This is a genomic window from Marinoscillum luteum (genome assembly GCF_044005705.1).
Lineage (GTDB): Bacteria > Bacteroidota > Bacteroidia > Cytophagales > Cyclobacteriaceae > Marinoscillum > Marinoscillum luteum.
Window position 1 is genome coordinate 521,558 of the sequence record NZ_JBIPKE010000017.1, and the last position, 17,487, is coordinate 539,044.

The 17,487-nt window shown below is 46.5% G+C and carries 18 protein-coding genes and 1 tRNA gene; 13 read left to right on the forward strand and 6 right to left on the reverse strand.

Features of this window, described 5'->3' with window-relative positions:
• The first annotated feature begins 193 nt into the window (after positions 1-193).
• The 6 genes from zwf (at position 194) to ACHKAR_RS13525 (ending at position 6,591) form a co-directional block, all read left to right on the forward strand.
• A complete protein-coding gene (zwf, locus tag ACHKAR_RS13500) occupies positions 194-1,711 on the forward strand; it encodes a glucose-6-phosphate dehydrogenase (protein WP_159584784.1) in 1,518 nt (505 codons plus the stop codon).
• Positions 1,708-2,424, forward strand: coding sequence for a 6-phosphogluconolactonase (gene pgl, locus ACHKAR_RS13505; protein ID WP_395417806.1), 717 nt, complete (start codon positions 1,708-1,710; stop codon positions 2,422-2,424). The genes zwf and pgl overlap by 4 nt, the downstream gene beginning before the upstream one ends.
• Positions 2,425-2,501: 77 nt before the next feature.
• Positions 2,502-4,265: a hydroxysqualene dehydroxylase gene (locus ACHKAR_RS13510; RefSeq protein WP_395417808.1), complete on the forward strand. Its 1,764-nt coding sequence runs from the start codon at positions 2,502-2,504 to the stop codon at positions 4,263-4,265.
• A 3-nt stretch (positions 4,266-4,268) separates the two neighbouring features.
• Positions 4,269-5,474 carry a sensor histidine kinase gene (locus tag ACHKAR_RS13515; protein ID WP_395417810.1) on the forward strand — a complete coding sequence of 402 codons (1,206 nt, stop codon included), beginning with the start codon at positions 4,269-4,271 and terminating at the stop codon, positions 5,472-5,474.
• 113 nt (positions 5,475-5,587) lie between these two features.
• Complete coding sequence (locus ACHKAR_RS13520; RefSeq protein ID WP_395417812.1) at positions 5,588-6,196, forward strand: intradiol ring-cleavage dioxygenase; 609 nt, start codon at positions 5,588-5,590, stop codon at positions 6,194-6,196.
• Positions 6,197-6,279: 83 nt separating this feature from the next.
• The gene (locus tag ACHKAR_RS13525; RefSeq protein WP_159584780.1) at positions 6,280-6,591 is read left to right on the forward strand and encodes a rhodanese-like domain-containing protein; all 312 of its coding nucleotides are present in this window, start codon (positions 6,280-6,282) and stop codon (positions 6,589-6,591) included.
• On the opposite strand, the gene ACHKAR_RS13530 is transcribed toward ACHKAR_RS13525, so the two are convergent.
• The gene (locus tag ACHKAR_RS13530) at positions 6,588-7,247 is read right to left on the reverse strand and encodes an NAD-dependent epimerase/dehydratase family protein (RefSeq protein ID WP_395417814.1); all 660 of its coding nucleotides are present in this window, start codon (positions 7,245-7,247) and stop codon (positions 6,588-6,590) included. The two genes, ACHKAR_RS13525 and ACHKAR_RS13530, sit on opposite strands and share 4 nt — an antisense overlap.
• Before the next feature lie 115 nt (positions 7,248-7,362).
• On the opposite strand from ACHKAR_RS13530, the gene ACHKAR_RS13535 reads away from it, so the two are divergent.
• The 6 genes from ACHKAR_RS13535 to ACHKAR_RS13560 all read left to right on the forward strand — a co-directional run bounded on the left by ACHKAR_RS13535 (position 7,363) and on the right by ACHKAR_RS13560 (position 13,751).
• Positions 7,363-7,584: a hypothetical protein gene (locus tag ACHKAR_RS13535; RefSeq protein WP_395417816.1), complete on the forward strand. Its 222-nt coding sequence runs from the start codon at positions 7,363-7,365 to the stop codon at positions 7,582-7,584.
• 194 nt (positions 7,585-7,778) lie between these two features.
• Entirely contained in the window at positions 7,779-9,773 is a 1,995-nt protein-coding gene (locus ACHKAR_RS13540) for an OmpA family protein (protein ID WP_395417817.1), read from the forward strand.
• A gap of 213 nt (positions 9,774-9,986) precedes the next feature.
• Positions 9,987-11,384: a serine hydrolase gene (locus tag ACHKAR_RS13545; protein WP_395417818.1), complete on the forward strand. Its 1,398-nt coding sequence runs from the start codon at positions 9,987-9,989 to the stop codon at positions 11,382-11,384.
• A 137-nt stretch (positions 11,385-11,521) separates the two neighbouring features.
• The gene (locus tag ACHKAR_RS13550; RefSeq protein WP_395417820.1) at positions 11,522-11,932 is read left to right on the forward strand and encodes a hypothetical protein; all 411 of its coding nucleotides are present in this window, start codon (positions 11,522-11,524) and stop codon (positions 11,930-11,932) included.
• Between the two features lie 20 nt (positions 11,933-11,952).
• Positions 11,953-12,993, forward strand: coding sequence for a sensor histidine kinase (locus ACHKAR_RS13555; RefSeq protein WP_395417822.1), 1,041 nt, complete (start codon positions 11,953-11,955; stop codon positions 12,991-12,993).
• A complete protein-coding gene (locus ACHKAR_RS13560; RefSeq protein WP_395417823.1) occupies positions 12,990-13,751 on the forward strand; it encodes a LytR/AlgR family response regulator transcription factor in 762 nt (253 codons plus the stop codon). Before ACHKAR_RS13555 ends, ACHKAR_RS13560 begins: the two co-directional genes overlap by 4 nt.
• Position 13,752: 1 nt before the next feature.
• Here ACHKAR_RS13560 and ACHKAR_RS13565 read toward each other — a convergent pair whose 3' ends face one another.
• Positions 13,753-14,094: an HIRAN domain-containing protein gene (locus ACHKAR_RS13565; RefSeq protein WP_395417824.1), complete on the reverse strand. Its 342-nt coding sequence runs from the start codon at positions 14,092-14,094 to the stop codon at positions 13,753-13,755.
• 130 nt (positions 14,095-14,224) lie between these two features.
• On the opposite strand from ACHKAR_RS13565, the gene ACHKAR_RS13570 reads away from it, so the two are divergent.
• Positions 14,225-14,297 (forward strand) — tRNA-Gly (locus tag ACHKAR_RS13570).
• Positions 14,298-14,307: 10 nt separating this feature from the next.
• Here ACHKAR_RS13570 and ACHKAR_RS13575 read toward each other — a convergent pair.
• The 4 genes from ACHKAR_RS13575 to ACHKAR_RS13590 all read right to left on the reverse strand — a co-directional run bounded on the left by ACHKAR_RS13575 (position 14,308) and on the right by ACHKAR_RS13590 (position 17,471).
• Positions 14,308-14,790: a hypothetical protein gene (locus ACHKAR_RS13575; RefSeq protein ID WP_395417826.1), complete on the reverse strand. Its 483-nt coding sequence runs from the start codon at positions 14,788-14,790 to the stop codon at positions 14,308-14,310.
• A 122-nt stretch (positions 14,791-14,912) separates the two neighbouring features.
• On the reverse strand, positions 14,913-15,668 hold the full coding sequence (locus ACHKAR_RS13580; protein ID WP_395417828.1) for a hypothetical protein: 756 nt from the start codon (positions 15,666-15,668) through the stop codon (positions 14,913-14,915).
• A 1-nt stretch (position 15,669) separates the two neighbouring features.
• Positions 15,670-16,362 (reverse strand): L,D-transpeptidase, encoded by a 693-nt coding sequence (locus tag ACHKAR_RS13585; RefSeq protein WP_395417830.1) that lies wholly within the window; start codon positions 16,360-16,362, stop codon positions 15,670-15,672.
• Entirely contained in the window at positions 16,359-17,471 is a 1,113-nt protein-coding gene (locus tag ACHKAR_RS13590; RefSeq protein ID WP_395417831.1) for a L,D-transpeptidase family protein, read from the reverse strand. The genes ACHKAR_RS13585 and ACHKAR_RS13590 overlap by 4 nt, the downstream gene beginning before the upstream one ends.
• Positions 17,472-17,487 lie beyond the last annotated feature (16 nt).

Below are 17,487 nucleotides of genomic sequence, written 5' to 3' on the forward strand. Positions count from 1 at the left end.
CAAACCTATCTGCATGCGAAAATACGATTGATTTGGTGGTGTTTTTAAATTTTTTGGGTCAAAAACGTAAAAACTTTGATCATTTTTAATTTTTCATGTCAAAAATGATAGAAGTTTGTGTTGAAGGTGCGTCTGATGAGCTTGTCATTTGACCACTTGAAATTAAATACTTCCCTATAGATATTCGAAAGAAATGGTAAATAATGATAATCAGATTCTGGTAATTTTCGGCGCATCCGGCGACCTCACTGCCAGAAAGTTGATCCCGGCAATTTATAACCTCTATAAGAAGAAATATTTACCGGAAAAGTATGCTATTGTGGGGGTAGGCCGCTCGGCTTATGACAATGATACTTTTCGAAAAAAGGCGGTTTTCGAAAACGAACATCTGAAGAAGAACGGAGATGACTCCCTGGATGAGTTTGCTCAGTTGGTACACTATCACTCCATGGATACTTCTGACGCTGAGGATTATAAAAAACTGGCCGAGCGCCTCTATTCTATCGATGGATATCATGGGACCAATTGCAATGCCATTTTTTATCTTTCGGTGCCACCGAGCCTGTATTCCGTCATCCCAAAACACTTAGCCAGCGTAGGTCTCAACAAAGAAACCAATGGGTGGACGCGTGTGATCATCGAGAAGCCATTTGGTTATGATCTGGAGTCTGCCAGGGCCTTGAACAAAAGTTTGCTGGAGGACTATCATGAAAACCAGATCTACAGAATTGACCATTACCTGGGGAAGGAAACGGTACAAAACCTGCTGGTCACGCGTTTTTCGAACAGTATTTTTGAACCTCTGTGGAACAGAAACTACATCCACCGGGTGGAAATCACCTCAGCCGAGTCTGTAGGAGTGGAGAAGCGGGGTGGCTATTATGATGGATCCGGGGCTATGCGGGACATGGTGCAGAATCACCTTCTCCAGCTTATTGGTCTGGTAGCCATGGAGCCACCAGTAAAATCCGATGCACATAATATCCGAAACGAGAAACTCAAGGTCTTTCAGTCATTGCGCCCAATGACCAAAGACGATATTCGCAACGACGTGGTGCGTGGCCAGTACCTGGCCAGTACCATCAAGGGTGAAAGCGTGAAAGGCTACAGGGAAGAGGAGGGAGTGAACCCGGAATCGAGAACTGAGACCTTCGTCGCGCTCAAGTTTTTTATTGACAACTGGCGTTGGGCTGGTGTACCTTTTTACATTCGTTCGGGTAAAAAATTGCCCACCCGGGTTTCCGAAGTGGTGATCCACTTCAAACCCAACCATCATCACCTTTTCATGAACCAGACCGAGGTGAATGCCCAAAACATGCTGGTGATCAGGATACAGCCGGACGAGGGAATTCTGATCAAATTTGGGATGAAGGTCCCTGGGGCCGGTTTTAAGGTGAAAAACGTCAATATGGACTTTCAATACTCTGAGCTGACGGATGCCTATGTGCCGGATGCCTACGAACGTCTGCTGCTGGACTGTATGCAGGGAGATGCCACACTGTACGCAAGAGGCGACAGTGTCGAAGCTGCATGGGAGTTTATTGACCCTATACTGAAAGCATGGAAAGAGGATCCTACCATACCTATTTACGGATATCCGGCAGGTACCTGGGGGCCTGAGAATGTAGATGACCTGATAGAAGGGAAAAATATGGCCTGGAGATACCCTTGTAAAAACCTGGCCGATGATGGAATATTTTGTGAGCTATGATGAAAGAACGTAAGGAAATTTTTGCCACGGCTAAAGAAACAGCAGAGGCGTTTGGTGATTATTTGATGAAAGAGGCTGGTGAGAAGTCAGTATTTCATTGTGCACTTTCGGGTGGCTCCACCCCAAAAATGCTGTTTGATTACCTGGCGGTGAAGTACCGGAACTCACCGTTGTGGAACGGAATTCATTTCTACTGGGGTGATGAGCGCTGTGTGTCGCCTGAAGATGCAGAAAGTAACTTCAAAATGACCAAAGAGCGCCTGCTCGATTACATCCCCATCCCGCAGGAAAATGTCCACCGGGTGTTGGGTGAAAACGATCCGGAGAGAGAAGCTGAACGCTATGGTCAGGAGCTACTGGAGTATCTGCCTACACATAAAGGACTTCCCGTTTTTGATCTCATCATTTTGGGTATGGGAGAGGATGGTCACACGGCTTCCATATTCCCACATCAGATGGAGCTTTTGAGCTCTGAGGAAGTGTGTCGGGTGGCGGTTCATCCTGATTCTGGTCAGAAGAGAGTGACCCTCACCGGGCCAGTGATCAACACGGCGCATGAGGTAGTCTTTCTGGTAACAGGAGCAGGAAAGAAAGAGAAAGTATCCGAAATCTTCAATAAAACAGGTGAATGGGAATCCTATCCAGCAGCCCATATTAGCCCTGAACAGGGCAGTCTTGTATGGTTTTTAGATGAAGCCGCTGTAGGGAAATAAAATTGACCCGCTAATTTTATTTAAATTGACTGGATGAATAGATAGTGCCCCTGAGGCACTGTCTGATCAAACCAGCGATGAAGAAAAGTGTAATTATTTTGGGCGGCGGTGTGGCCGGAATGAGTGCCGCACATGAGCTCATAGAAAAAGGTTTTGAAGTTACTGTCTACGAAAGACAAGATCACCTGCCAGGGGGGAAGGCTCGATCCATCCCTCTTCCTGAGTTCACACAGGGAAACAATAAAGACCTCTCGGGAGAGCATGGCTTTCGATTCTTTCCCGGATTTTATAGGCACCTTATTGATACCATGAAGCGCACCCCCTCGGGTGATGGCACTCAAAAAAGCACCGCCGACAACCTCATAGAGGCCCCCATCATGATGCTGGCGCGCGCTGGCAAAAAGCCCATTCAGATGCCCAGCGGTTTCCCCAATTCACTGGCAGATCTCCGGCTCATCGTGGAGGCACTGCATGCCGATACCGGTCTGGAAGAAGGCGAAAGCAAGGTTATTCTGGGTAAAATATGGCAGCTGATGACCAGCTCCAAACGGAGGCGGTCTGAGGAGTATGAGCAGATCGGCTGGTGGGACTATTGCGAAGCGGATAAGTATAGCCCCGCATATCGTGAGTTGTTTGTAGACGGACTTACCAGAACGCTTGTGGCCGCCAAGGCCAAAAAGGCCAATACTTTCACCAATGGAAATATTCTGATGCAAATGATTTTTGGGTTTGGAAAACCGCATGAAATCAGCGACAGAATACTGGATGGCCCTACTAATGAGAAGTGGCTCTACCCATGGTTGGATTACCTCAAAAAGCAGGGTGTTAACTATCATTTTAAAACAACAGTGGTCTCAGTCAAAACCCAAGGGAAAGAAATCGCTGGTGTGGAAATCCTTGAAAATGGTGAATTGCAGACCAAAACTGCTGATTATTACCTCTGTGCCCTGCCAGTGGAGCGTGCCGCCAAGGTACTGGCCACTCCTGAACTGATCCACCTGGATGGCAGACTTGCCAACCTCAAAAAACTGAGTAGTCAGGTGGCCTGGATGAATGGGATACAGTATTTTCTGAAGGAGGATGTCAAAATCAATGCGGGACACATTATTCTCGCAGATTCACCCTGGGCCCTCACGGTGATTTCACAAGCTCAATTTTGGGCCGATTATCGCTGGGAGGAGTATGGAGACTCTGAGGTGAACGGAGTGCTGTCTATCGATGTGTCCGACTGGGATGCCCCGGGAGTTGTTTTTGGAAAACCGGCAAAGGACTGCACGGTGAAAGAAGTGATTCTGGAGGTGTGGACTCAAATGAAACAAAACTTCAATGTGGAGGAGGAACTGCTGCAGGATGATAATGTGGCCTATGTGTACATAGATGAGGCCATCATTTTTGATAAAAGCTTTTTTAAGGAGGGCCCCTCCAGTAATCCAAAATTGAACAAGCCGGCTAAATATGGCTCCAGTTTGGTGACAGAAAATGACGAACCACTCTTGGTGAATGAAGTGGGCTCCTGGTCACTCCGGCCCGAATCTTATACGGCCATTCCCAATCTTTTTTTAGCCTCTGACTATGTGCGGAGTGTTACCAATCTGGCCACCATGGAGGCCGCTAACGAGACTGCCCGCCGTGCAGTCAATGGGATCATTGCACAGTCCGGTGAGCGGGTGCCCCTTTGCTCACTTTGGGAATTCAAAGAACCCACCTGGCTACTGTATTATAAGTGGCTGGATGAAAAACGATACAAACAAGGTTTGAAATGGGGGAAACCCCGGATAAAATGGTATGCCCTTCCCGCCAGTTGGTTGCTGCGATTGCTCGGAAAACACAAATACCTATAACCCATGATTTCAAAATTCATCAATTTTTTCATTCCCCGCCAGCGACAGGAGAATGCAGAGGAACACCGACAATATAAACTGGTGACCTATTTTGTGATAGTCACCTTTCTGTTCGACCTGAATTACATCAGTCTATCATCTACCATAGGTTTTGAGATGGGGATGCGCATCATGGCGATTACAGCCGGGGCCCATCTGTTACAGGCATTTGCCATCCGGCTGGATTGGCCTTTGTGGCTGGTATCCAATCTGTATGTACTGTTTGGCGTGTTTGGCGTAGTGGGGTGTACCTACTACTCGGGTGGTTTTTATTCACCGGTCATTGTCTGGCTGGCATCTTCGCCTATTGTAGCGTTGTTGATGGCTGGTAAGCGATCTGGATTTGTCTGGATGTTTATTAATGCTGCTATGGTGGTGGTTTTTGCCCTGATGGCCAAAAATGGATATGAATTTCCCGTGGACTATGCTGCCGAGTGGTCAAATTTCTTCATAGCCAATACATTTTTCGGCCTGGTGATTATCATTTTCGTGGTGGCTCTGGTGTTTGAAAACGGGAAAAATACGGCACTCCGGAAACTGGCTCAAAAGAACATCCTGTTGGCAGAGGAGAAAAAGAAAACCGCCCTCTATGCGCTCTCTCAGGAGATCCACGATAATGTGGGGCAGACGCTTTTTCTGGCTAAGTTGAATCTTTCCACTTTTGATCTGGTGCCTGATGATGAGCGAGAGCGGGTGAAAAACTCTATGGAACTTCTCAGTCAGGCCATTGACAAACTCCGAGATATCTCCAGCACCTTGAATGAGGAAAATATCACCAACTTCTCACTCCTCAACTCTCTGAAAGTAGACATGGAAACCATCTCAGGGATAGGTGCCCTTAAAACCAAGTTGGAGGTACAGGGCGAAGTACAGAAACTCAATTCCAAAACAGAATTTGTGTTATACCGGATTGCCCAGGAGGTGATCAATAATGTGATCAAGCATTCGCAGGCGGCTCATTTGCATGTGAAGCTCATTTTCTCTTCCAATCTCCTAACGATGTACTTTAAAGATGATGGGGTGGGGATGAACTCGGAGCAACTCTTGAAGGATGGTCAGGGGATGAGAAATATGCGGGAGCGCACCGCCGGCATTCAGGGGGAGATCAATTTTAGCTCTTCGGAAAATAGCGGTGTGGAGGTGACAGTCAAAGCTCCTTTTTACAGCTAGCACCATCAGCGAGGGTTTCTTACCATTCACCTACGATTCAGGATGGTCGATCAAATGAAATGACCCCAACCGAGGGAAACTTCGTTCATTGAGTAGGATCAAATAAATATTATGTGAAAAATATCATCATTTTATTGATCGTCCTATTTCAAATCTCCTGCACATCAGCACAAGACAAGCAGGTGGGCGGTAGGTGTGAGGGCTGTGAAGCCCTTTATGAATATGGTAGTCGATCACTCAATAGTGTAGACACCATACCCGGGTTTGAACAGTCAGCGGCAAAGATGAAAGTCACAGGGGTTATTTATCTCAATGATGGGGTGACACCAGCCAAAGACGTGATCCTTTACATCTATCAGACAGATGAGCGCGGGATCTATCGGGCTAGTACGGATGCCCAAGGTTGGGAGAGAAGACACGGCCAGCACAGGGGTTGGATCAAGACTGGAAGTGACGGAAAGTATACCTTTTATACCTTTAGACCAGCTTCCTATCCCAATACCACTATTCCACAGCATATACATGCCACGGTGAAGCCACCAGGCTATACTGATTATTTTATTGATGATTTCTATTTTGATGATGATCCCAATCTGACACCCACACTCAGGGCACAGGATAAGAGAAGGGCCGGATCGGGGATCGTAGCACTGAAAAGGGAAAACGGAATGCTCCTCGCGCAGAGGGATATCATTTTGGGGTTAAATATTCCGGGGTATTAGATGCTCAGCCTGTGTAACAAAAGTCACTTTTGGCCAGGCTATATCTCTATACTTTTGTTGCTCATTCAAAATACAATACAACAATGGGAATACTAAGCAGCTTGTTTGGCGGAGGGTCAAAAGAACTTCAGGCTTTAAAAGATAATGGCGCAGTGGTGATCGATGTACGTACACCCGGAGAGTTCAAAAACGGACATGTAAAAGGTGCAAAAAACTATCCGCTACAAAATATAGGATCCAAAACCCAGGAAATCAAAAGACTGAACAAGCCGGTGATTCTCTGCTGTGCTTCAGGCATGCGCAGTGGTCAGGCCAAAGGGATATTAAAATCCGCAGGGATTGAATGTGCCAATGGCGGGAGTTGGACGAAGGTAGACAGGCTCTACTCGAACTAAGTCAGCTGTTTGATCTCCTTGTTTTCCAATATGGTTACCCCACTTCCATTTTCGGAAAATCCAAGATTAAAAATAGCCCCAGCAAGCTCTTCAGAAGTGATGGCTCCGCTTGGGTATACCAGCTTGAGCAGTGGGTAAAGCTTGCGCATCAGTCGATAACTAAAGTTAGGTTCATCGCGTGGCTCCACAGGATAGATGTAGGCGGGTCTCAATAGATACAATGGCCCGGAGGCTTTACTGATCAGGTAGTTTTCGGCCATGCCCTTATACCTTGCGAAAGACATTTTGCTTTCTTCTTTGGGATCTGCACCGGCTCCACTGAGGAAGCAAAATGTTATTTTTGGGTTGTTCTGGTAGACAAGGTCCGCAAAAATCCTGGTATAGTCCACGGTGATTTTTTTGAACTCATCATCGGGCACCTGACCGGTATATACGCCCAGACAGTAGTAGGCCACATCCTGATTTCGAAAATATTGGGATATTGAAGAAAGATCCATAAAATCCTGATGGACAATTTCCGTAAGCTTCGGATGACTGAAGCCGGAGGACTTTCTGACCAGGGAAGTGACGGATTTCACCTCATTAGAGTTGAGGCATTCTCTCAGTACGATCCCCCCGATCATACCCGTGGCCCCAGTGATAATGATTCTTTTCATAGAGCCAATAATAGAGCATTTCTTAGTTGGATTTAGATTTTCGGATAAGATTGATGCATTTGGTAGGGTTATTGGTACTCACCCCGTTTGAGTAGTAAAATAAAAATCTTCAGTCATGAGAACAAACAGTAAGAATACCCGAAATGCCCTAATACAGTGTGATCACCCTATTCAGGGACTCCAGCTAATTCGCAAAATGAAAAGAGCGGGCCAGCCTATCCCCAAAACACTCATTCTGAACGGTCCTCAATGCCAGCATACTCTGGATAGAATGCTTTTTAGATTGCAAACTCTTTTGGGAGAGGGCAGCCCAGAGCTGGTAGTGGTTCAGGATTAACAGATTACCTTCTTGGATTTTTTGTAGAGGCAGATCCTAAATAGAAAGGGCACCAGCAGTAGAGCAAAAGGGCTTTTTTGGAGCTCGAAGGAATTTCCCGGTCTATCCAACTGGTTTTTAGGTTCATTCACCTAAAATTCACGCTATTAGTGAGTTAATGAGGGAATATTTGATTTCAAAAAAAATCAGGTCCTATGAAAAGCCGATACGCCCTACTTCTTGCTTTCGTCCTTACTCTTGTTATACAGGATGCCGGAGCCCAAAAGCTGAAACGAATCAAAAAGACCATAAATGCGGGCTTATATGCTAAGGCGCTGCGCATGATTGACACCATAGATCAGCCTAAAGAAGAAGAGCAGGAAGCACTTCAGTATTACAGAGGCGTTAGCTTGCTTCAGAGCTATCGTCAGGAGGAGGCCCTGGCAGCCCTCAAGAAATCTTCTCCATCAGTGGATGAAAAGTATCCTTACTATCTCACCCTGGCTTATTTGCAGAATGACTCTTTGAAAGCCGCTCAAAGTGCCTGGGGACAAGTGGATACTACTCTATTATCTCAGGAAGAGCTGGAGCTACTCACTATCCATATGAACGCTTATGAATCCATCTATCTGAATAGAAAAGATGTGGTGGTTCAAAATCTGGGCCCAACGATCAACTCAGAAGGTCATGAATACAATGCTGTGATCACCAAAGATCAGAAATCGGTAGTCTATACCGTAAGGAGAGCTGAAATGGACGATATGGCTACCGATGGGCTGGCCTATGAGCAAATCCTGAAGGCTACCCTGGATGAAAGGGGCTTGTGGGAAAACCCTCAACAATTTGACAGACAGTCTTCGAAGAAACATCATGATGCCACTGTGCAGCTTTTTGATCACGATACCAAATTGGTGACCTACCATGATGAAGACCTCCTGTTGTCTGAGCTTCGGGACGGTCAGTGGTCTATGCCCAAGTCACTCAATATGTTGAATCGGCTGGGTAGTGCTGAGACTCATTGCTCCATTAACGAAACTTTTGATACCATTTACTATGCTACCAACTTCTACTCGGCAAACGGAAATCTGGACCTGTATCAACTAACCAAAGGTGCAGATGGCTCATGGAACGAACCCACCCCGCTAAAGGAGCTTAATACAATTTACAATGATGACTCTCCGTACATGGCTGCTAATGGAGAACTCTATTTCAGTTCCAGAGGGCATAATTCTACCGGAGGTTATGATATTTTCAGGAGCAGGTATGATCGAGTGACTGGAAAATGGAGCAAACCCGAAAATCTTGGGCACCCCATCAATTCACCTTCAGATGATACCTATTTCAATGTATTCGGTAAAATAGCCTATCTGTCATCTGGTCGTACCGGAGGCTATGGCAATATGGACATCTACCGGGTATTCCTTTTTAATAAAGTAAGAATTACTGGACAGGTAGTGGATGATGAGTCTGACGAAGCCCTACCCGGAGCAGAGGTGATGGTGGAAGGGCCGGACAGTACCTACACCGCCACTACCGATGAGATGGGAAGGTATGCTATGTTGGTTCCTATTGAGACTGTTTTCAAGCTAAGTGTCACTTACCAAAGCCAGCTGGTGTACGCGCAGCAGCAGGTCATAAAAGTGTTGCTGCAGGATCATAACGATAATGTGGTACAGCTGCGGGTGAATAAAGAGGGAGTGAATGGAGATGAGGTGCAGGAGCAACAAATAGCGATAGAAATGCTCAATGATTTCAATGTTGATCCTGAACGTCTGGTGCCGGGGGATATGGCTAAGCCCTTGCTGGCCACCATGAGGGTACATAAGCCTGAGAATCAGGAAGAACCCATCGCTGAAATTCCCATTCCGATCGTTCATTTTGAATTTGACCGGTCAGTGGTTACAGAACAGTACAAAAGCACTTTGCGACTGTTTGCGAATGAAATAAAGGATCGCCCGGGTCTGAAGCTTGCACTGGAAGGCTACACAGATAAAGTAGGAGCGAACGATTATAATAAATTGCTGGCCCTCAAACGTGCCAGTGCTGTGATGGATTTTCTCGTTGCGGAGGGTGTGTCCTCGGATCAGTTGAAGGTCAATGCCCTGGGTGAAGAGAACCCTCTGGAGGATACAGAAGGAGAGAGTCTGCTGAATCGCAGGGTGGAAATCAAGCTGATCAGCTCCTCCAGTGCAGGATTGGTTGCTAATTGAAAGAAAAACAGAAAAGTGCTTTTAAGGAATTTGAGAATGTTTTTTGGACGCTATGATGAATCAATGATGTAGTGCGAGGGTTGGTGTGATGTATTAATGTTGAGGTACCGAATGGACGACTTCAGCGAATATTTTTTCATCATTGCTTAGGCCTGTTGTGTTTTAATTTTTTCACAAATGGGTTTGTACTGACGAAACCTTAAATCCAACCTGATGAAATCACCCTTACTGATCGTTTTGACCCTCATTGTAGTGGTCAGCTGTCATCAAAACGACAATGACACGCTTCTTTCTGGTCAGTTGATTGACGCTTATACAAATGAGCCGATAGCCAATGCCAGAGTATTTGTACTCGAAAATGGCCCTGAGACCACCACGGGAGCAAATGGATCTTTTCAATTTTCCAATGATGAAGTGAAGCTACTGGAAGATGTGAGTGACGGCTCAGGCGACTATGCCATTGCAGTGAGTCATTCTGATTACAGACCGAGGGAACTGAATGTGCGCCGTGGAAAAAAGACCCAGGTGGAGATGGCTCCCCTCGCTATTCCTACCTACTTCTATTACCCACCTGTACAGTTGAATGATGGCATTGCCACTGGTACCCTGAAGGATGCTAATATGGATCGGCAGCTGGTTCAGAACCTTATGGAGAAGGTGCAGGGCGATGGTTACAAAGAGATTCATAGTGTCCTGGTTTACCACAAGGACATGCTGGTGCTGGAGGAGTATCTTTTTGGAAATAATGACACCATTCAGTTTGAAAACGACATAGCTGTTGATCGCAGTCCGGCACCCATCCAATGGTCAAGAAAAGACAAACATTACGTGGCTTCTGTCAATAAAACATTTACCTCCACTCTAGTGGGCATGGCACTGAATCAATATGGACATTCCGTAGAGGATAAGATTTCAGATTTTCTACCCCAGTATGCAGCGTATTTTGAAGACCCTAATAAAGCGGCTTTAAATTTCGAAGACTGCCTCACGATGACTGCAGGTTTTCAATGGGATGAATGGGGAGATACTGACCTGGCCAGGCTGTGGAAGTCTGATGATTTTGGTGATTTTGTGCTGAGCCGCTCAAATGCTGGTGCGGGCTCGGAGTGGAGGTACAACAGCGCCCTGCCCAATCTGATGCTGAAAGCCGTGGATGAAATGGTGGATGGTGGTGTACGGGAGTGGGCAGACGCCAACTTTTATCAAAAACTAGGCATTCGAGATTATAAGTGGCAGTCGCAGCCGGATGGGTATCCGGAAGGATCCGCTCGTATGTTCATTCGTCCCCGGGACATGCTAAAGATCGGGATTACCTATCTCAACAATGGCCGGTGGAACGACGAACAAGTGATCCCGGCCAGTTGGGTAAGCGAATGCTTTCAGGTGAAAGAGCAAACCACATCCGGAGATTATAGCTACCACTTCTGGGTCAGAAATCTGGCAGACACCGAGTACCTCTCGGCAGATGGCGATGGGGGCAATTACATCAATGTATTTCCAAGCCTCGATATGGTCCTTGTGATCACTCAGGGGCTGTACCTGAAGTGGCCTTTGTATGTCACCCAGTCGGATGATATGATGAAAAACTTCATCATTCCGGCGGTGAATTGATGGGCCCTCCTTTGTAATGGTAAGTTGAGAGAGATAATCGGACGACTCACCTAAGAATATCGACAGTTCACCGGTCAACAACCAACACTGATTGGTCAAGTGCGTGTTTTTAATCATAACCAAATCCCAACAACGTTATGAAAAACTATTCACGCATTTTACTAGCCCTTATTGCGGTATTCGCTTTCACTTTTTCGGATGCTCAGGACCTGCCAAAGATCGGTGCTGTGATCAGAGTGGATGCTGATAAGGTGCAGCTAGTGGCAGGTGAGACCTTTGAAACCACACTTACTATTGTACGTTCCAAAGCAGACAGAAAAACAAAATTTGAAACACCGGTGGTTCAGGAAATGGAAGGCTTGCATGCAAGTGTCTCGGCGACTGACCAGGCAGATACTTATTTGCTCAGGCTGACACCCACTACACTCCTGGAGGGTACGCACCTTTTGATTATCAAAGGTTCAGGTCCCAACAGAAGATACCTCACTTCAAAGGCACTGTCTGTGAAGATGACAGATGGGGAATCGCTGGCTTCTGTGGATCAGTAATTTTGTTGTAAATTCAATCCATGAACTGGGCTAAACGGTATGGCTTTAGAATTTCGGCCGGAGTACTCATCTTCTTTTTCTTGCGGCTGGGTCATTCTGAGATTCTCAGCGAGTTTTTTGTTTTTGAGCTGATCGATAAGATACTGCTGGTCTATACCGTAGGGGTAGTGCTGTTCCTTTGGGAGGTTTTGGATCGGGTATTTCTCTATTTTGAAAGGAAGAAGTACGACTACTCCCGCTCCGGAGACTTATTGAAAGTCGTCTTCATACTTACCCTTCTTACTTTTCCATTGGTAGTCACGGCGAGCGGTATTTCTGAGTTTTATATCAAACCAAGTCTCAACTGTCCGGTGTATGAAGAGGCCATTTATAAGGAAATCGGGCAGGGCCAGATATTTGCCTGGCTCATCATTGCTGCTAGGATCATCCAGCTCAATGCCGTGCAAAGTCGTCAGCTGGAACAAGACAAGGCGCTCGTACAGAAAGAGCTACTTCAGAGTCAATATCAAAATCTGAAAAATCAGATCAAACCACATTTTCTGTTCAATTCCTTTAGCGTACTTCAGTCACTTATCCATGTCAATCCTGCTCAGGCTGAAGAGTTTTTGTCCAGGCTTTCAAAGATGTATCGATACATTCTGGAAAGTAGGGAAGAGTCTATGAGTACGCTGGAAAAGGAGCTTGAAATACTTGATCATTATCTGTTTTTACTGAGGGTGCGCCATGAGGAGCGCATTGAGGTCAGTATTGATGTAGACCCGTCCAAAAACAACTTTTTTGTGCCCACTCTCTCCCTGCAGATGCTCGTAGAAAATGCCGAGAAGCACAACCGGTTTTCTAAAAGCGAACCATTGCGCATTCATATCTTCACCGAAGGTGACTATTTGGTGGTTCAAAATCAGGTGAGTAAAAAGGGTGCAGAGGTAGTATCGACCAAGGTTGGTTTGGAAAACATCAGAAGTCAGTATGATCTGCAATCCGAACAATCGGTCATCGTGATCGAAAATGACCAGACCTTCACTGTTAAAATGCCCATACTATCCAGATTTAGACTTACATGATTCATATAGCCATAGTGGAAGATGAGCGCCTTTCGGCAGAACGGCTCAAGGTATTGGTGCAGGAGCTTTCTCCCGAATATTCCGTGGTGGCTCTTCTGGATTCGGTGGAGTCCACCATTCAGTGGCTCAAGGATAATTCTTCTCCGGATCTGATCCTCCTGGACATTCAGTTAAATGATGGCGTGGGCTTTGATCTACTGGCGGATGACCTGATCAGTTGCCCGGTGATTTTCACCACGGCCTATGATGAATATGCGGTGAAGGCTTTTAAATACAACAGCATCGATTACCTCCTGAAACCCATCGACAGGGCCGAGCTGGAGAATGCACTGGAGAAGTTCAAAAAGTATGGTGAGCGAACAGTCAGCCCTGAGGTCAAAGATCAGTTTGGTCAGGTGAGTCGTATGCTTTCAGGAAGCTATAAGAAGCGTTTTTTGGTCAAGTTAGGGGATCGGTTTCAACCCTTTACCGTGGAAGATATTGCCTACTTTGTTTCGCAGAATGATCTCACCTGCCTGGTGACCCGGAGCGGTGATAAATGGCCTATGGATCAGAGCCTGGATCAGCTGCAGGAGTTGATCAACCCACTTGATTTTTTCAGGATCAACAGGAAATTGATCATTTCATTACCGGCGATCAAAGAAATCCACAGCTACTTCAATAGCAGATTGCTATTGAAACTAGATCCTCATGCAGACGATGAGGTGATTGTGAGCAGAGAGCGGGTGGCCAATTTCAAGCGCTGGATGGACTTGTAGACTAGCTTACCAGCTCTATGCGGATGCCCACTCCGAGCATTTTTTCTCCATTTACCCAAAGTGCCCGTGCGTAGATAGTGGTTTGATTGATCAAAGCGGAGCGTACCTGCTCTGCCAGTTCGGTTTTCAGGTACCCGATCTGATTTCTTTTTCTGGATAAAACTTTTACTGCATTAGGGTCAAATTCATTTTCGGGTTCCAGCTCCAGAAAAAGAGGATCATCCTCAGCTACTTCGCGCCTGATGATCTCCTGTCTGGAGGTGCCATCAGCATTTGCATGAGACACCCCCACGACCTTGGATTCGTAAACAAACGCGGAGGGAATTTTAATGATTTTGGCCATGATGAGATTCAGGATTTCAAAGATAGAAAATCATTTCTGGCCTGCACAACTACCCCGCGCACGGAGAAAATAAATCCGGCTCCACCACTTGCTCAGAATCCATCACTCACCTTATATTTATTGTGAAAATGCGGGTGTAGCTCAGTTGGTAGAGCGTCAGCTTCCCAAGCTGAAGGTCGCCGGTTCGAGACCGGTTACCCGCTCTCTTGGACCTCAGGCCGCTTTTGAAGGGCGAGTGGTCTCGCTCATGATCACCGACCTGATTGATTCTTTCCATTTTTCTCCCAGTAGGGCATGGAAACCCGCTTCTGAAGGATCATCATACTGAGTGTCGAAGATCGAGATGGTTTCTGTGTACAGCCCCAAAGTATCATGTATGCCGATCAAAATCTGAACCTTGTCTTTTTTCTTATCCAGTTTACAGTAGGTAGCATTTCCCAGAGCGATTACTTTATTCACCTCTGCGCCAGTCTGTCTGCTCTGGAAGGCGAAAACCTTATGAATACTGTCCAGCGCCAATGCTTTGTCCCCCCAGACCTCCTGCATGGCAAATTGGAATGCGTGGTCTTGCGAAAGGTTCTTTAAGATGTTTTTCATTCTTTTGGTTCGGCTTTGACCGGCCCATACCAGATAAGCGATTGGGCCAAACATGGCCAATGCGAAGATGATGCCCATAATCAGGCTAAATGAGTCCATAATGTTGAGAATTGTTGGTTGAGGAGTCCTGTCAGCAACAGGAGGTTGTTCTTTTTTTATTTAGACGATCGGATGCGCCCAAGGTCACTGATTTTAGTAGTGAATATTTATAACCCACCTGATCAAAAATAGAGTACTACCTTAGGCTGCGCTGGTAGCGCCCTGTAGAGCGCCCGGATGTCATTGGCAGATAGTTTCAGTCGGATGTCGGGTGTGTATTCCTGTCCTTTCAGGCTGACCATCCTTTGTAGTCTGCTGGTCACTGTAGGGCGGTTTTCCTGCCTGAACCTGTACCTTGTCCATTGCTCAGCAAAAGTGGGATTAGGATGCTGTTCCAATATCAAATCAATCCCATGTGCCAGCCTGAGTCTGATGTAGGCGGGGTTTTGGATGAGTGTGTCTGGTTCGTAAGCATTGAGGGCCGCCTCCACCGGGTCTTTTGGAGCCTGTCGTTCTACGATCGGCTCCTTCAGGATGGTGGAGTGGATGCTGATAATGGGTACCGGATCAGAAAAGAGGCCCAGATATAGCCTATTGGGTATACTTTTCAGTAGGGCATCATTTTCGATGGAGGGCAATTTGGATGTATGAATGATCACCCCATGGATGGCCAGGTGAATGGAGCTATCCCGTAGGTTGACGATCAGGTGAATGGAATCCTCCTCGGCCAATTGGAGCTGGGCTTCCAGAAAGGCCTTTTTTCTGGCCAGACTGCTTACTTCTGATAGCTCATAGGCCGGATCATACTTCTGCATGTACAGACTGTCTTTGGACTCCAGCTTTTCCTGCCATTGGCTCGCCACACCCGCAGGGGCTACACCCAACTGGATCAGGAAGACGAGCAAAAGGAAACCGATGATCACTAGTGTAATTTTCATCTTAGTAGATATATACTTTGGAGCCGGTTTTCAGTGATTCGTAGGCCAGCTTCAGGTTGGCGTCATTGAGGCGAATACATCCATGGGTGACGGGTAGCCCCAAAAATCGCTGATAAAGTGTGCCGTGAATGAGATAGCCATCGCCGAGGCCCAGAGCATAATCACCCAGTACACCATATTCAAACCTGGAGGAGTGATTCATAGAGGGGATAGGCAGACCATCCTCCACAAAGGCCCAGTCTGGTTTTTTCCAGACAGGTGCTACCGTTCTCGATCTGATCTTGAACTCCCCTTTTGGAGTTTTAAACATCCACTGTTGATTGTCACCGTTTTTCAGCAAAATATAACTACCGGTACTGCATTTATCGGCATGAATGAGCTCAGACCCTTTATAAAGGGCGAAGGTATTGGCAGCGGTGTTTACGATCATGTAGGCACCTTTTGGGGTTTTTCCGGCCAGTTTCTTTTCCAACTTCTCCAAATCACTTTGCAGCTGGAGGGTCAGGTCTGAAACGGCTGCTTCCTCCATTTCGTTAGCCGGGGGTGAACTCAGGATGGCCAGCGTACTTTTCTCTATCAACCAGGGGAGTGTGAGTAGGAGGATAAAGGTGAGCAGACCATAGCCAGCCCAGGTAAGCACCCTTTTGCGGCGATCTACTGTTACCGGTATTTCTGGCACTATTTCTTCTGTCATTTGGAGGAAATTAAAGTTTGAAAAGGGACAAGTGACCCAACGATGACGATGCTGGTACCCACAGGACACTGATCAAATACAACATCCATGTCGTCGTTATGGAGCGCGATACATCCATCTGTCCAGTCGGTGCCCTTACCACCATGTCCATGCACCTCTATCAGTCCTCCTATAGCCGCACTGGGCTGTAGGACTCCATTTTTTTTATTTTGAGCAAAGCGGATTTTATCCGCTTCATTGGGGTAGTCCAGCAGGAGAGCCTTGTAGTATCGGGTGTCAGTGCCGGCTTTCTTTTTGACTACCCGGTAGATTCCTTCCGGGGTGGATTTGTCACCCTGGTGGTGTTTGTCCCCGATCCAGTTGGAGCTGAGCTCTGAGGTGTAGGTTTTGTGCAACCTCCCATTTTTATAGACCTGACAGGTGCGGGCATATTTATCTACAATCAGGCAGGTTTTTTTCTGTTTTCTGGATTCTTCAATTGTGGTGTTGACCCAATGGTTCCATTCAGGAAAAGCTTTCATGTAGTTTTCCATGGTTTGTTCGGCATAGGTAGTCACCGTATAGATCAGCAGACTGGCACTGTCCAGTTTGCGTTTGGATTCGGGGTAATTTTCTTTTTGAAAAGCGCTCTTGGCCTGATCAAACAATATTTTTCCCAGGGCCAGGTCTGAAACTTGCTGCGCCTTCAGGGGGATGTGGGGGTAGAGCACCTGGAAGCTAGCCAGGTGATCCTGTATTTGACTGATTTGTAATGAAACCTCAGATTTGAGTTTAGCCTGAGTTGCGTTGATTTCTTTCACAGAGGTGATGGCCAATAGAGCGGCACGCTCTGCATATGTCCGGGTGAGGTCGTAGTTTCTAAAGAGAAAAATTCTTTCATTTTCCTGCTGCCATAGGGTCATGGCTGAGTCGTAGAGCCTGGTGGCTTCATCGAGGGATGATTGAGTATATAGACCGGAGTTGGTCTTCAATGCTGTGGTAATATGCTGCCTGGCCAGCCCCAGTTGGTCTTCTGGCGAGGGAGATTTGATGAGGTACAAAATGATGGTGGTGGCTGTAAGAAGCATCACAAGTACAGTGATCGACCACTTGAGTGGAGGTTTTGACATCAGGTGCTGAAAAAAT